This window comes from Paraburkholderia panacisoli (genome assembly GCF_008369935.1).
GTDB lineage: Bacteria > Pseudomonadota > Gammaproteobacteria > Burkholderiales > Burkholderiaceae > Paraburkholderia > Paraburkholderia panacisoli.
In genome coordinates, this window is sequence record NZ_VTUZ01000010.1 from 270271 (window position 1) to 284660 (window position 14390).

Annotated in this window: 11 protein-coding genes; 5 read left to right on the plus strand and 6 right to left on the minus strand. The window is 63.3% G+C overall.

What is annotated here, in order from left to right:
* Positions 1–126 precede the first annotated feature (126 nt).
* Positions 127–276, minus strand: a complete 150-nt coding sequence (locus FVF58_RS51480) for a hypothetical protein (protein ID WP_188130851.1) — start codon at positions 274–276, stop codon at positions 127–129.
* On the opposite strand from FVF58_RS51480, the gene FVF58_RS17645 reads away from it, so the two are divergent.
* The 3 genes from FVF58_RS17645 to FVF58_RS17655 all read left to right on the plus strand — a co-directional run bounded on the left by FVF58_RS17645 (position 275) and on the right by FVF58_RS17655 (position 3368).
* Positions 275–1777, plus strand: coding sequence for a DASS family sodium-coupled anion symporter (locus FVF58_RS17645; RefSeq protein WP_149671148.1), 1503 nt, complete (start codon positions 275–277; stop codon positions 1775–1777). The genes FVF58_RS51480 and FVF58_RS17645 overlap by 2 nt on opposite strands.
* Before the next feature lie 151 nt (positions 1778–1928).
* Positions 1929–2747, plus strand: a complete 819-nt coding sequence (locus FVF58_RS17650) for an alpha/beta fold hydrolase (RefSeq protein ID WP_149671149.1) — start codon at positions 1929–1931, stop codon at positions 2745–2747.
* Positions 2748–3137: 390 nt separating this feature from the next.
* On the plus strand, positions 3138–3368 hold the full coding sequence (locus FVF58_RS17655) for a hypothetical protein (RefSeq protein WP_042326353.1): 231 nt from the start codon (positions 3138–3140) through the stop codon (positions 3366–3368).
* A gap of 128 nt (positions 3369–3496) precedes the next feature.
* Here FVF58_RS17655 and FVF58_RS17660 read toward each other — a convergent pair whose 3' ends face one another.
* Entirely contained in the window at positions 3497–5725 is a 2229-nt protein-coding gene (locus tag FVF58_RS17660) for an NADP-dependent isocitrate dehydrogenase (RefSeq protein WP_149671150.1), read from the minus strand.
* 411 nt (positions 5726–6136) lie between these two features.
* On the opposite strand from FVF58_RS17660, the gene FVF58_RS17665 reads away from it, so the two are divergent.
* Positions 6137–8311, plus strand: coding sequence for a TonB-dependent siderophore receptor (locus FVF58_RS17665; RefSeq protein WP_149671151.1), 2175 nt, complete (start codon positions 6137–6139; stop codon positions 8309–8311).
* Here FVF58_RS17665 and FVF58_RS17670 read toward each other — a convergent pair.
* Positions 8308–9258: a LysR family transcriptional regulator gene (locus FVF58_RS17670; protein WP_149671152.1), complete on the minus strand. Its 951-nt coding sequence runs from the start codon at positions 9256–9258 to the stop codon at positions 8308–8310. The two genes, FVF58_RS17665 and FVF58_RS17670, sit on opposite strands and share 4 nt — an antisense overlap.
* Positions 9259–9383: 125 nt before the next feature.
* Here FVF58_RS17670 and FVF58_RS17675 point away from each other — a divergent pair, with 125 nt between their 5' ends.
* The gene (locus tag FVF58_RS17675; protein ID WP_149671153.1) at positions 9384–11105 is read left to right on the plus strand and encodes an MFS transporter; all 1722 of its coding nucleotides are present in this window, start codon (positions 9384–9386) and stop codon (positions 11103–11105) included.
* Between the two features lie 64 nt (positions 11106–11169).
* On the opposite strand, the gene FVF58_RS17680 is transcribed toward FVF58_RS17675, so the two are convergent.
* The 3 genes from FVF58_RS17680 to dmpG all read right to left on the minus strand — a co-directional run.
* Positions 11170–12039 (minus strand): alpha/beta fold hydrolase, encoded by an 870-nt coding sequence (locus FVF58_RS17680; protein ID WP_149671154.1) that lies wholly within the window; start codon positions 12037–12039, stop codon positions 11170–11172.
* 81 nt (positions 12040–12120) lie between these two features.
* Entirely contained in the window at positions 12121–13356 is a 1236-nt protein-coding gene (gene mhpT / locus FVF58_RS17685; protein WP_149671155.1) for a 3-(3-hydroxy-phenyl)propionate transporter MhpT, read from the minus strand.
* Positions 13357–13460: 104 nt separating this feature from the next.
* Positions 13461–14390 (minus strand): 4-hydroxy-2-oxovalerate aldolase (dmpG, locus tag FVF58_RS17690; protein ID WP_149671156.1); only part of this gene is annotated, 930 nt, incomplete at its 5' end.

Below are 14390 nucleotides of genomic sequence, written 5' to 3' on the forward strand. Positions count from 1 at the left end.
TCGAAAGCGCGTCAACTGTGTTTCGACGACGAGGCCCGACGCACGACATCATGCGTAGCGGGTGCACGGAGGCAGCGCCCGCGCACGCGCGTCATACGCGATTGACCCCCAGCCGGATTCGGTGATTCAATCAGCGGGGCGCGCGGGGATCGCCGCCGCCGTCATTTCGATTTTCAGATCCAGGTCACCCACGACACCCAGCATCTGAATCTGCAATGCCACCGCTTGAAAACGAAGGATCGAGGCAAGCAGCACGCCACCTGAGGAGCGAAGCATGAGCGCATCGAAACCCGAAGCTCAACCCGGCGCAGGTCCCGCCCCAACCAAATCCGGCGTGCCGATCGGTCTGATCGCGAGCGTCGTCGCGATGATCGTCGTGCTGCTGCTGCCGCTGCCCGCCACGCTGCCGCCAGCCGGGCACCGCATGCTCGCCATTCTCGCGTTCGCCGTGGTCGTCTGGTTGACGGAAGCCGTCTCGTACGAGGCCAGCGCGATCATCATCACTTCGCTGATCGCGTTTCTGATCGGCACCGCGCCGACCATCAAGGACCCGAGCGTGCTGTACGGCACGTCGGCCGGCATCAGCATGGGACTCGCCGGCTTCTCGAACTCGGCGCTCGCGCTGGTGACCGGCGCCCTGTTCATCTCCGCCGCGATGACGATCACCGGCCTCGACAAGCGCATCGCGCTCGTCACGCTATCGTTGATCGGCACCACGACGCGCCGCATCCTGATCGGTTCGATCGCGGTGACGATCGTTCTGTCGCTGGTGGTGCCGAGCGCCACCGCGCGCAGCGCCTGCGTCGTGCCGATCATGATCGGCGTGATCTCGGCGTTCGGCGTCGACCGGCGCTCGAACATCGCGGCCGGCGTCATGATCGTGGTCGCCCAGGGCACCAGCATCTGGAACGTCGGCATCCTGACGGCCGCCGCGCAGAATCTGCTGACCGTCGGCTTCATGGACAAGATGCTCGGCGCACGAGTGACGTGGCTCGACTGGCTGATCGCCGGCGCGCCGTGGGCGATCATCATGTCGGCCGCGCTGCTGGTCGTCGTGCTGAAGATGCTGCCGCCCGAGACCGACAGCATCGCCGGCGGCAAGGAGGCGGTCGCGCGCTCGCTGCGCGAGCTCGGTCCGATGACCGGTCCGCAAAAGCGCCTGCTCGGCGTCGCGATCGGCCTGCTGTTTTTCTGGGCGACGGAAGGCAAACTGCATCCGTTCGACACCACCTCCGTCACCTACGTGGGCCTCGTGATCCTGATGCTGCCGCGCGTCGGCGTGATGGACTGGAAAACAGTGCAGAGCCGCATTCCGTGGGGCACGGTGATCGTCTTCGGGGTCGGCATCAGCCTGGGCACGGCCTTGCTCACGACGACCGCCGGCCAGTGGCTCGGCGACCTCGTCGCGCATCACACCGGCCTCGATCAGGCGAGCGCGTTCACCGCATTCGCGATTCTGTCCGCTTTCCTGATCGTCATTCACCTGGGCTTCGCGAGCGCCACCGCGTTGACCTCGGCGATGCTGCCGATCCTGATCGCCGTGCTGCAATCCATGCAGGGCAACTTCAGCCGGCTCGGCATGACGATGCTATTGGGCTACGTGGTCAGCTTCGGCTTCGTGCTGCCGATCAACGCGCCGCAAAACATGGTGTGCCTCGCCACGGACACGTTCACCGCGCGCCAGTTCGCACGCGTGGGCATCGTGCTGACGATTTTCGGGTATCTGCTGCTTCTGCTGTTCGCGGCGACGTGGTGGCGCTGGCTCGGGTGGATGTGAAGCGGGCGCGTTGAATGACGACGCGCTTGTGCTGCCTGACGTTCCCATTCAGCCAATCAACCCGGCTGGCCACGCGCAGAAAACACATCGACCAATCGATTTTCGCCGCCACACTGGCCAGTTCGCAAATCCCCACGCAATGGAGACCACGATGGAATTCTCGAGGGCCCAACACGACGACCACCTCGAACATTTCGAAGCCCATGGCGCGGCCCCGCTGCCATCGTCGAACGAAAGCGGCCACGTCGAGCACGACGGCGCGCGAATCTGGTACGCGGCATACGGGGCCGGGGCGCCCGTGATCCTGCTGCACGGTGGCCTGGGACATAGCGGCAACTGGGGTTATCAGATTCCGGCGCTGGTGGAGGCCGGTCATCGCGTGGTGGTCATCGACAGCCGGGGCCACGGCCGCAGCACGCGCGACGCGCGGCCCTACACGTACGAGCTGATGGCATCCGATGTACTGGCCGTGATGGACAGCTTGCAACTGGAAAAGGCGGCGATGGTCGGCTGGAGCGACGGCGCCTGCGTCGCATTGGTACTCGCCAGCATCGCGCCGGAGCGCGCCGGGGGCGTGTTCTTCTTCGGCTGCAATATGGACCCCAGCGGCACGAAACCGTTTGTGCCGACACCGGTGATTGACCGGTGCTTCAGCCGGCATGCCAGGGACTACGCGCAACTGTCGGCGACGCCGGACGACTTCGACGCGTTTGTCGGCGCCGTCAGCGAAATGATGAGAACGCAGCCCAACTACACGGCGCAGCAACTGGCTCAGATCCGCGTGCCGGTTGCGATCGTGCAAAGCGAGCACGACGAGTTCATCAAGCCTGAACACGCCGACTACCTCGCCCGCCACATTCCCGGCGCGGAGCTGATCGTGCTGACTGGCGTCAGCCATTTCGCGCCGCTGCAAAGGCCGGCGCAATTCAATCGCGCCGTGCTCGAATTTCTCCGCCGGGTGCTTTCCTGAAGCGGAAGACCCCCCGCGAGCCGCTTTGCCGCCATGCCGACGCGCAATGTATCTCGCCGCACCCCAATATTTCACGATATGAAACGAAGCGTTGCTTCGTAAAAAATCTTGCTGCGTGGCACAAATGCGGCATTTCGCAATGCCGCCCCACGTTGCACATCGCGAAATGAATCGCACAAGTCTTTATTTTTTAACGATATTTTTTGAAGAATCGAAACACCCAAGAGCCACTTGTACCGTCACTCGCTGACGTAGACTCTTTTACAAGAGCACGAGGTTCAGGCAGTCAGGTTGAATGGGCCGGGAAAATGCAGTCGGCCCGGTCATCCAACCGACGCATGGAACCCTTAGCGCACCGCGGTTTTTTAAATGGCAATTGGGAGACAAAAAATGAAAGGCTTTCGCTTTAGTTCGACCCAAGGAGCGTTCTATATTCTGCCGGGCCAGGATGGCTGGGAGGCAACCTACGGCAACGATACGCTCGGTGAATTTTCCACCCCGCAACAGGCGGCCGACGACCTCGCGCGCGGCTTGACCTGCCCGCATCTGTCCGAAAGCGACGATACATCCACGCTCGAAATTCCGGAGAAACTGGCCGATTGGGAAATCGTTCACGTGTGATGGCGGGCATGACCGCTGGCCACGTGGAAGTAGAAACGACGATGGCGCTCTTGAGCGCCATCGTCGTGCTTACTGCTTGCTATAGTGCATACGTTGCCGCTTACGCGGGTACTTCAAGCCACTTCGACTTAAGCAACCGAGTCCACGATCTTGTTCAGCGTCGTGCTCGGGCGCATTGCCTGGCTCGTCAGTTCGACATTCGGACGATAGTAGCCGCCAATATTCACCGGCTTGCCCTGCGCCGCACCCAGCTCTTCAACGATCTTCGCTTCGTTCTCGGCCATCGCCTTCGCGACGCCGGCGAACTGCGCCTGCAGCGCTGCGTCTTCCGTTTGCGCGGCCAGTGCTTCGGCCCAGTACATCGCGAGATAGAAGTGGCTGCCACGGTTGTCGATACCGCCAACCTTGCGCGCCGGCGACTTGTCGTTGTCGAGGAACTTGCCGGTGGCCTGGTCCAGCGTCTTGGCCAGAACCTGCGCCTTCGGGTTGTGATACGCATTGCTCAGGTGTTCGAGCGATGCGGCCAGCGCCAGGAATTCACCCAGCGAGTCCCAACGCAGGAAACCTTCTTCGACCAGTTGCTGAACGTGCTTCGGTGCCGAACCGCCGGCGCCCGTTTCGAACATGCCGCCACCTGCCATCAGCGGGACGATCGACAGCATCTTCGCGCTAGTGCCCAGTTCCATGATCGGGAACAGGTCGGTCAGGTAGTCGCGCAGCACGTTGCCGGTGACCGAGATCGTGTCCTTGCCGGCGCGGATACGCTCGACCGAGAACTTCGTCGCTTCGACCGGCGTCATGATGCGGATGTCCAGACCGCTGGTGTCGTGGTCCTTCAGGTACTGCTCGACTTTCTTGATGATCTGCGCGTCGTGCGCACGAGCCGCGTCCAGCCAGAAAACGGCCGGCGTGTTGGTGGCGCGGGCGCGGTTGACCGCCAGCTTGACCCAGTCCTGCACCGGCGCGTCCTTGGTCTGGCACATGCGCCAGATGTCGCCCGCTTCCACTGGCTGTTCGATCAGCACCGTGCCGGCTGCGTCGGTCACGCGGACCACGCCGTTCGCCGGAATCTGGAACGTCTTGTCGTGTGAGCCGTATTCTTCTGCGGCTTGCGCCATCAGGCCGACGTTAGGCACCGTGCCCATCGTGACCGGGTCGAACGCGCCGTGCTTCTTGCAGTCTTCGATCACCGCCTGATAGACGTCCGCGTAGCAGCGGTCCGGAATCACGGCCTTGGCGTCGTGCAGTGCGCCGTCCGCGCCCCACATCTTGCCCGACTCGCGAATCATCGCCGGCATCGAAGCGTCGACGATCACGTCGCTCGGCACGTGCAGGCTGGTGATGCCCTTGTCCGAATTGACCATCGCCAGTTGCGGGCGTTGCGCGTATTGCGCCTTGATGTCGGCTTCGATCGCCGCGGCCGTATCGGCCGGCAGGTCCTTCAGGCGCGCGTACAGGTCGCCGATACCGTTGTTCGGGTTGAAGCCGACTTTCGCCAGCGCCTCGGCGTGCTTGCCCAGCACGTCTTTGTAGAACACCGACACCACGTGACCGAAGATGATCGGATCCGACACCTTCATCATCGTGGCCTTCAGGTGCACCGAGAACAGCACGCCCTTGCTCTTCGCATCGGCGATTTCCGCTTCGATGAAACTGCGCAGCGCGTTCTTGCTCAGCACCGACGCGTCGATGATCTCGCCTGCCTGCACGGCCGTCTTTTCCTTCAGGACCGTCTTCGTGCCGTCGGCGGCCGTCAGTTCGATCTTCACCGCGCCGGCTGCCGCGATCAGCGCCGACTTCTCGCTGCCGTAGAAATCGCCGCCGCTCATGTGCGAGACGTGCGACTTCGAGTCGGCACTCCACGCGCCCATCTTGTGCGGATGCTTGCGTGCGTAGTTCTTCACCGACAGCGGCGCGCGGCGGTCCGAATTGCCTTCGCGCAGCACCGGGTTGACCGCGCTGCCCTTGATCTTGTCGTAGCGCGCCTTGACGTCTTTTTCGGCGTCGGTGGTTGCGACGTCCGGGTAAGCCGGCAGCTTGTAGCCCTGGTCGCGCAGTTCCGTGATCGCGGCCTTCAGCTGCGGCACGGAAGCGCTGATGTTCGGCAGCTTGATGATGTTCGCTTCCGGACGCGTGGTGAGTCCACCGAGTTCCGCCAGGTCGTCGGAGCCCTTCTGTTGCGCGGTCAGGTAGTCCGGAAATGCAGCAATGATCCGGCCGGCGAGCGAGATGTCGCGCGTTTCAACGATCACGTCGGACGAGCGCGTGAACGCCTTGACGATCGGCAGCAGCGAGTAAGTCGCCAGAGCAGGCGCTTCGTCGGTCAGGGTGTAGATGATCTTCGGCGGTGTGGACATGTTCGATGCTTTGCTAAATGAAGTGATAGACAGAGCGTTGGTAGCGCTGAGCCAGCGAAGTTGCGACGAAGCAGCAAAAACGCAGCGCAACCTACGGCACTACTTTTTACGGCCCGACCGTGAGTATATGCGCGTTTTCCTCGATTCGCTGCTAAACAAACAGGTCCGGGAACCGCACTCAACGGGGTCAAGCCCCGCCAGATAAGGCTTTGACGCCAATCATCGCTGTCTTAAGACAGATGTCTTATAGATGACTTACCGCATCGAAATATTTGTAAATGAGAATTAGATGCATTACCATTCGTGCGCATTCAGGTTTGGATCATCTGTTTAATAACCACTCGCTCGAACCGGCCCCGCCACGCCCAGCCTTGGTGCGTGGCGGCGTCACCCTGTCTAACTCAAACAAACATGCAGAAATCCTTTATCGCCGGCCGTCCGGCGTTTGTCCGCGCTCCACGTCGCAGCCCTTCGCTGCTGAGCGCGGGGCTTTTCGTCAGTGTGGGCTTGTCGCTTTCCACACTGTCATCGTCGGGGTGGGCGCAGGGCGTGGCCAGCGATGACGTCGCCGCGCTGCCGGCCGTGAGCGTGTCGGCGTCGAAAGATACGACCGTCGCGCAGGCCGATACCGTCAGCGCCGGCGCACTGGGTACGCGCAAGCAGGTGGACACGCCGTTTTCGACGCGGGTCGTGACGAGCGAGGAAGCGCAGGATCTGTTCGCGACGACCGCCAACGACCTGTTCAAATACGACCCGGCCGTGACGGTCAGCAGCGAAAACTCGGTCAGCGAGAACTCGATGTTCAACGTGCGCGGCATGCCGATCGACACGCTGAACAGCATCAAGGTGGACGGCCAGACCTTCCCGTCGTGGGACACCGACCTGTCGCTCGAACCGTTCGAGCAGGTCGAATTGCTCAAGGGCCTGTCCGGCTTCATGTACGGCTTCGGCGCGCCGGGCGGCATCGTCAACTATGTGTTGAAACGCCCCACCGACGACCCGTACCGCAGCTTCACGCTCGGCTACGAGTCGCCCGGCGTGTTCAGCCAGGCGGTGGACCTGGGCGGGCGATTCGGCAATGACAACCGTTTCGGCTACCGCCTGAATCTCGCCAACGAATACGGCAACACCGCCGAGGAAAACGGGCACGTGAGCCGCCAGGTTGCGTCGCTCGCGTTCGACTTCCGCATTACGCCGGACCTCGTCCTGAGCGCCGACGCGTTCTACCAGAAGCGCAGAACCGAGGGCACGCTGTTCGGCCTGATGTTCGCGGGCGGCATTCCCGACGCGAGCAAGGTCAGCGGCACGCTCACGCAACCGCAGAATTACTACATGACGGAGATGGCCTCGTTCGGCACGGGCCTCGACTACCGCATCTCCGACAACTGGCACGCGAGCGTGAAGTACCGCTTCACCAAGGAGAACCGCACCAATTCGGACAGCTTCCTGTATGTGTTCGACGACGCGGGCAACTACTCCAACACGCTCTATGCAGCGATGACGCGCTACTTCTACCAGAACGTCGACGCGATGGTGCAGGGCCAATTCAACACCGGCAGCATCAAGCACGATGTGGTGCTCGGCGCGGGCTATCAGACACAGACCAGCGAGTACAGCAACAGCGTAGGCTGGAACGAAGGCTACTTCCTCGGCAACGGCAATCTGTACAGCACCACGCTGCTGACCAACGACGAAGTCAGCATCGGCTCGAACCTCTACCGGGAGCAGCGCACCACGCAGGCCGCCGTGTATGCGAGCGACACGATGCAGTTCACGTCGCGTCTGTCCGCACTGGTCGGCGTGCGCTATACGCAATACCGCCAGAACGTTTACGACCCGAGCGGCGCGGTCACGTCGCAATACAGCGCGAACCCGGTCACGCCGACCTTCGCGCTGATGTTTAAGACCGATCCGTATTCGACCGTGTACGCGAGCTACGTCGAGTCGCTGGAACAGGGCGGCTCGGCGTCGAACCTCAACGCCAACTATCCGGCGACCTTCGGCCCGCTGCGCAGCAAGCAGTATGAAGTGGGCTTCAAATCCGACCACAGCAAGTGGGGCGCCAATCTCGCGCTGTTCCGCGTCGATCAGGGCTACAACTACACGAACACCGCGAACATCTTCGTGCAGGACGGCACCAAGCGCTTCACCGGCATCGATGCGAGCGGCTGGCTCGCGCTGACCAGCGAATGGCGCGTGATGGGCGGCGTGATGTGGCTCGACACGAAGGCCGTCGACATCGACGATCCGAGCATCGAAGGCAAGCGCATTTACGGCGCGCCGCGCTTCACCGTGACGGGCCGTATCGAATACAACCCGGCGTACCTGCGTCCGTTGACGCTGGCCTTCGGCGGCAAGTACGTGAGCGACCAGGCGGTCAACGCGAGCAACACGCAGTTCGTGCCGGCCTATGCCACGTTCGATCTGAGCGGCCGGTACGAGACGAAGATCGCCGGCAAGGACGTGACGTTCCGCGCGGGCATCAACAATCTGTTCAACCGCCGCTACTGGACCACTGCATGGGGCTATTACGTGTCGCCGTCGCCGACGCGCACCGCGGTAGCCAGCGCTACTTTGCAATTCTAAGTATCACGGGTAGCACGTGAATGAGGGGCGCGCGGTTGGGCGCCCTGATCGATCATCGCGGGTATCTCCGCCACCAGCGCATCGATCGCGCAGCGCGTCTTCAACGCGAGATAACGGCTCTTCGGCCACATCACGTGGATCTCCTGCGACGGCCGGAAACAATCGTCCATCACCGTCACCAGCTCGCCGCTTTGCGCATAACGCGCCAGCAGCCAGCTCGGCAACCACGCGAGGCCGAAGCCGGCGAGCGCGGCATCGAGAATGCCCTGCATGTCGTCGAAACCAAGCTGCGGCTCGACTTGCGCGCGCCGGATCTGTCCGTCGACGTCGACCACATCCCAGGGTTGCGCGGTCCCTGCGCGCAGATAAGCGATCACCGTATGCCCGCGCAATTCATCGACATTGCGCGGCGTGCCATGCCGCGCCAGATACGCGGGCGCCGCGCCGATACTCGCGCGCTGCACGCCGAGCTTGCGCACGGCGAGACTCGTACTGTCGGCGAGCGGCCCCACCCGCACGACCAGATCGAAGCCCTCTTCCACCACATCCACGAAGCGGTCGCTGATCGAAATGTCGATCTTCAATTGCGGATGCTTGCGCGCGAGCCCGAGCAGCACCGGCGCCACGCAATGATGACCGAACGCTTGTGGCACGCTGACCCGCAGACGCCCCTTGGGCTCGCGCCGTCCTGAATCCAGCTCGGCTTCGGCGGCCTCCAGTTCGGCGAGTGCGCGCACGCAGCGGTCGTAATAGGCCTGCCCGTCTTCGGTGAGACTCTGGCTGCGGGTCGTGCGATTGATGAGCCGCACGCCGAGCCGCTTTTCGAGCCGCACGATCACCTTGCCGACCGCCGAGCGCGTGAGGTTCATGCGTTCGGCCGCCAGTGCGAAGCTGCCGGTTTCGACGACGCGCACGAACGTCGTCACACCATCGAGGATGTCGCTCATATTTCGGCCGATTGGTTCCAAAACGGACACATTTATGGGATTTTTGCTTGCCAATAGGGACGTGTATTCCCCCTATATTACCCATTCCAGAAACGCAAGCCGATCGACAACCGAGGTGAACCTCCATGTCCAGTCATCCCGATGCGCCGTCACGGCGCGAGCAACGTGAAGGGTCCGAAACCGCGACCGCCGCAGCGAAACGCACTGGAGCCCTGCGCGAATCGAGCACCGCGCGAACCATCAAGAATGAAGCCGCTGTTCAGTCGACGCGCGTTCCCGCAATCCGCAAAAACACGCTGGCACTAGGCGCGGTATGCCTTGCGTCGCTGATGTTCGGGCTAGAAATCTCCAGCGTGCCGGTGATCCTGCCCACGCTCGAACGCGTGCTGCACGGCGACTTCAACGGCATGCAGTGGATCATGAACGCGTACACGCTTGCGGTGACCACCGTGCTGATGGCGACCGGCACGCTGGCGGACCGCTTTGGGCGCCGCCGGATCTTTGTGATCGGCATTGCGCTGTTCGGCATCACGTCGCTGATCTGCGGATTCGCGCAGAGCGTGCCAATGTTGATCGCCGCACGGCTCCTGCAAGGCGCGAGCGGCGGCGCGATGCTCATCTGCCAGGTGGCCGTGCTCTCGCATCAGTTTAGCGACGGCCCCGAGCGCGCCCGCGCATTCAGCGCATGGGGCATCATTTTCGGCATCGGGCTCGGCTTTGGGCCGATCATCGGCGGGACGATCGTCGCGGTATCGAGTTGGCAGTGGGTCTTCTGGGTGCACGCGCTGCTCGCCGTCGTCACGTTGACACTCGTATTCGGCGGCGTGCGGGAATCGCGCGATCCGCATGCGCATACGCTCGACCTGGCCGGCATCGTCACGCTTTCGCTAGCCGTGTTCGGCCTCGTGTATTTCATTACCCAGGTCTCGGCGCTCGGCTTCGCGAATCCTCGCGCGCTCTCCATCGTCACGGCCACGATGCTCGCACTCGCCGCCTTTCTCTACGCGGAGAAGCGCAGCGCCCGCCCGATGTTCGACTTCTCGGTGTTCAGGATTCCGCAGTTTTCAGGTGCACTGATGGGTTCGGCGGGGATGAACTTCAGCTTCTGGCCGTTCATGATCTACCTGCCGGTCTATTTCCAGATCGGCCTCGGCTACGACAGCGTGAGCGCGGGCCTCGCGTTGCTCGCCTACACGCTGCCGACGCTGCTGTTTCCACCGCTCGGCGAACGCCTCGCGTTGCGCTACGGTTCGGGAATTGCAATACCCGCGGGCCTGTTGACGATCGGTCTAGGCTTCATGCTGATGAGACTCGGCAGCGGCGCCGCGCATCCCGGCGTGTCGACCATGCTGCCCGGTTGCTTGATCGCAGGCGCGGGCCTGGGTCTCACGAATACGCCCGTTACCAACACGACGACTGCTGCGGTTCCCACGCAGCGCGCGGGCATGGCGTCCGGCATCGACATGAGCGCGCGCATGATCACACTCGCGATCAACATTGCGTTGATGGGGGCGATACTCGTCGGCGGGATTCTGTTCGATTTGAAGAAGAGCTTGTCGACGGCGCTCGATACAACGGCGCTCGCCCGGCTGGCTGAGAAAATCGCAGCGGGAGATGCCGAAGCGATAAGCGCGGCAATGCCGGCGCTAGTGCAAATCGATCCCACTGGAAGCATCGTGCATGAAGCACTGATGCGAGGTTTCGGCTGGGTGATGCTGTATGGCGCAATCGGCGTATGGGTGCTCGCCGCGCTCAGTTTCGCGATATCGGGCAGCGCATCGAGACGGCTGACTAGCAGGCCCATGCCGCCTGCCGTGCAACGCGCCGCTCGCTGCGACTCCTGCTAACGCACAAGCGCCCGGCAAGCCGCATCGAAGGCCTGCCGGGCGCCGCATAAAACCGCTTACTTATTCAGTTCGCGAGAAACTCGACCACCATCCGGTTGAACTTCTCAGCGTGCTCCCACTGCGCCCAGTGGCCGCAGCGGCTGAAGATATGCATGTCCGCGTTCTGCATCCCGGCCACCAGCCGCAGGCCCACGTCCATCGGCACGAAGCGGTCGTCGCGGCCCCAGATCACCAGCGTCTTCGCGGAAACTTCGCCAAGGCGCGGACCGAAGTCGTTGAACTGCTTCGGGTTAGCCGCGAGGCTCGCGACGAAATTCTCCAGGTGGTCGCGGCGCGCGAGAATATTGTCGAGCCGCGCCTTCATCAGGTCTTCGGTCAGCGCTTTCGCGTCGAACACGAAGATGTTCATCATGCGCTGCAGGTTCTCGATCGTCGGTTCCTTGTACACACCCTGCAGCAGCTTGATGCCTTCCGTCGGCATCGGCACGAACTGGCTGGGCCCGCCGGTGCCGCCGCCCATCAACACGAGCTTGCCGACACGCTTGGGCTCGGCCAGCGCGAACGCCACCGCGCTATGTCCGCCCATCGAGTTGCCGATGATATGCGCCCGCTCGATCGAGAGCGCGTCGAGCAGGCTCTTCAGCGAACGCGCGTTGAGTTCGGAGCGCGAGCCCTTGCACAGGATCGGATCGCTCTTGCCCCAGCCGAAGCAGTCCATCAGGATGACCCGATAGCCCGCGGCGACGAGCGGTTCGACATTGCGATTGAAGTTCGCCCAACCGGTCGCGCCCGGGCCCGAGCCGTGCAGCATCACCACCGTTTCGGCGCCCTGCCCCACGTCGTTGTAGTGGAGCTGCATGTCGCGCCCATCTTCCGTGATACGGACGAATCGGCTGGTCGACGCTTCAGTGAATGCCTGTGCTTGTGAGCTCATGTTGAATTCCTTTCCTTCACGAATTGAGTGAGCGCGGACCGCCGACGTCGGCGAGCCCGCATGGTGTGTCGGTTGGCGGACCTACTGCACGGCCGCCGCGGTATACCGGGACTCTGATTTGCTGACCACGAGCCACGCCGCAATGGCAGCGATCGCGATCAATGGAATGCTTGCGCTCAGCAGCACGGACGCGCCTTGACCAATGGCGAGCAACTGCCCCGCGATCAAAGGCCCGAGGATCGAGCCCACGCGCCCCACTGCAACGGCGGCGCCCACGCCGGTGCCGCGCACTTCCGTCGGGTAGAGACTGCTGGCGAGCGCGTACAACACCGACTGCCCGCCGACGAGAAAGAGCCCCGCCAGCAAGCCGCCCCACGCCATCGACGCGCCGCCGCTCGCGCCCACCAGCGCAGCCAGTGCGACGACGATACCCAGATACATGCCGCCGACCGTGCGAGGCCGGCCGATCCGGTCCATCAGGCTGGCAATCGCAATCGCGCCGAAGCCGCCGCCGATGTTGAACATCATTTGCACGACGCCCGACTGCATGCGCGTCAGCCCTCGGCTCAACACCAGCGAAGGCAGCCAGTTGATGAGGAAGTACAGCACGATCAGCGTGCCCAGGTAGCTGATCCACAATGCGATGGTCGTGGCGCCTCGCCCTTCCTGCCACAACGCGCGCGCCACGCTGGTGGACGGCTTGCGCGAAGCACTGCCGGACGAGCGCGCCGCCACGAACTGCGCCGACTCGCGCAGGAACAGCGCGAGCAACGGCAGCACCAGAAGCGGGCCGACACCGCCGACATAAAAGATATGCCGCCAGCCTTCATCGCCCGGACTGACGATGCCGATGACCGCCGCCAGCGCCGCACCGAACGGCATGCCGCAATACATCGCGCCCACCGCCGTGTTGCGCTGATCAGGCTTCGCAGCCTCCGAGCACAACGCGATCAGGTTCGGCATCGCCGCGCCGAGACCGAGCCCCGTGAGGAAGCGCGCCGCCAGCAAACTGTTGAGGTCCCACACCTGCGTGGTCGCAAGCGAAAAGATGCCGAACAGCGCGACCGACAGCATCAGCACGCGCTTGCGTCCCAGCTTGTCGGCGAGACGTCCGCCGATCGCCGCGCCGGGCAGCAGTCCCAGCGCGCCGATGCTGAACGCCCAGCCCATCTGCGCCACCGCCAGATGAAATTCGCGCGCCATACGCGGCGCGGCGATGCCGGTCGATTGCAGGTCCAGCCCCTCCAGCAACGCGACGATGAGGCACAGCCCGATGGTCAGGGCGCTACTTTCCGACGTACTCGTTGATTGCCGCATAAAAGTCTCCAATATCGAATCAGCATCGCTCTTGCGGCGATATGGCTGAAGGGTGTCGACGCTGCACGGCGCGCACGCGGCGCGGCCGTGCAACGTACGTCAGGTCATGAAGCAACGACTTCCTTCGCGGACGCGCGCGTCAAGTCCAGCGCCACGTCGACGATCATGTCCTCCTGGCCGCCGACCATGCGGCGCTTGCCCAACTCGACCAGGATGTCGACCGTCTTCAGGCCGTACTTCTTCGCGGCCACTTCCGCGTGGCGCAGGAAGCTCGAATACACGCCGGCATAGCCGAGCGCCAGCGTCTCGCGATCGACGCGCACCGGACGGTCCTGCAATGGACGCACGATGTCGTCGGCGGCGTCCATCAGTGTGTAGAGATCGGTGCCGTGATTCCAGCCGGCACGCTCCGCCGCGGCGATGAACACTTCGAGCGGCGCATTGCCCGCCCCCGCGCCCATGCCGGCGAGACTCGCATCGACGCGGTCGCAGCCCTCTTCCACCGCGACCATCGAATTCGCCACGCCCAGCGACAGATTGTGGTGTGCGTGCATGCCCGTCTGCGTCTCGGGTTTGAGCACCGACTTCAACGCGCGAAAGCGTGCGCGCACATCGTTCATCGTCAGCGCGCCGCCCGAATCGACCACGTAGATGCAGGTGGCGCCGTAGCTTTCCATCTTCTTCGCTTCGACTGCGAGGTTTTCCGGCGTGGTCATGTGGCTCATCATCAGGAAGCCGACCGTGTCCATGCCGAGTTCGCGCGCATATTCGATGTGCTGCTTCGAAATGTCCGCCTCGGTGCAGTGGGTCGCGACGCGCACGATGCGCGCGCCGGCCTGGTACGCCGCCTTCAGATCGTGGATCGTGCCGATGCCGGGCAACAGCAACGTCGCGATCTGCGCGTGCTTGAGCACGTCGGCCACCGCCTCGATCCATTCGAGGTCGCTATGCGCGCCGAAGCCGTAGTTGAAGCTCGAACCTTGCAGCCCATCACCGTGCGCCACTTCGATGCTGTCGACCTTTGCCTTGTCCAG